The 331-nt window shown below is 45.6% G+C and carries 1 protein-coding gene; it reads left to right on the top strand.

The window, feature by feature from the left end:
- Positions 1–87 precede the first annotated feature (87 nt).
- Positions 88–331, top strand: a 244-nt coding sequence (locus LKX83_RS32190; protein ID WP_227887336.1) for an ATP-binding cassette domain-containing protein, incomplete at its 3' end; no start/stop codon positions are given.

The following is a 331-nucleotide window of genomic DNA, read 5'->3' as shown; positions in this document are numbered from 1 at the left end:
AGAGGATTGAACACAATTGTTCTATTTTCATGGCGATTGCCCGTCATGTTTTGAAGATGATAAAAGTTAGATGGAGGGAATTTACTCATGGCAGGAACACCGCATTTGCAAATAAAAGACCTAACCGTTGCGATTGAGGATAAACAAATTCTTAAGGGTTTGAACCTAGAAATTAAAGGCGGCGAAGTACATGCCATCATGGGTCCGAATGGAACGGGTAAATCTACGCTCGCTTCCGCCATCATGGGTCATCCGAAGTACAAAGTAACCGGCGGCTCTGTAACGCTGAACGAGGAAGACGTACTGGAGATGGAAGTAGACGAGCGCGCAC

This window comes from Cohnella baijiui (assembly GCF_020731285.1).
In the GTDB taxonomy this organism is placed as follows: domain Bacteria; phylum Bacillota; class Bacilli; order Paenibacillales; family Paenibacillaceae; genus Cohnella.
This window is presented reverse-complemented; position numbering and strand designations above follow the sequence as displayed.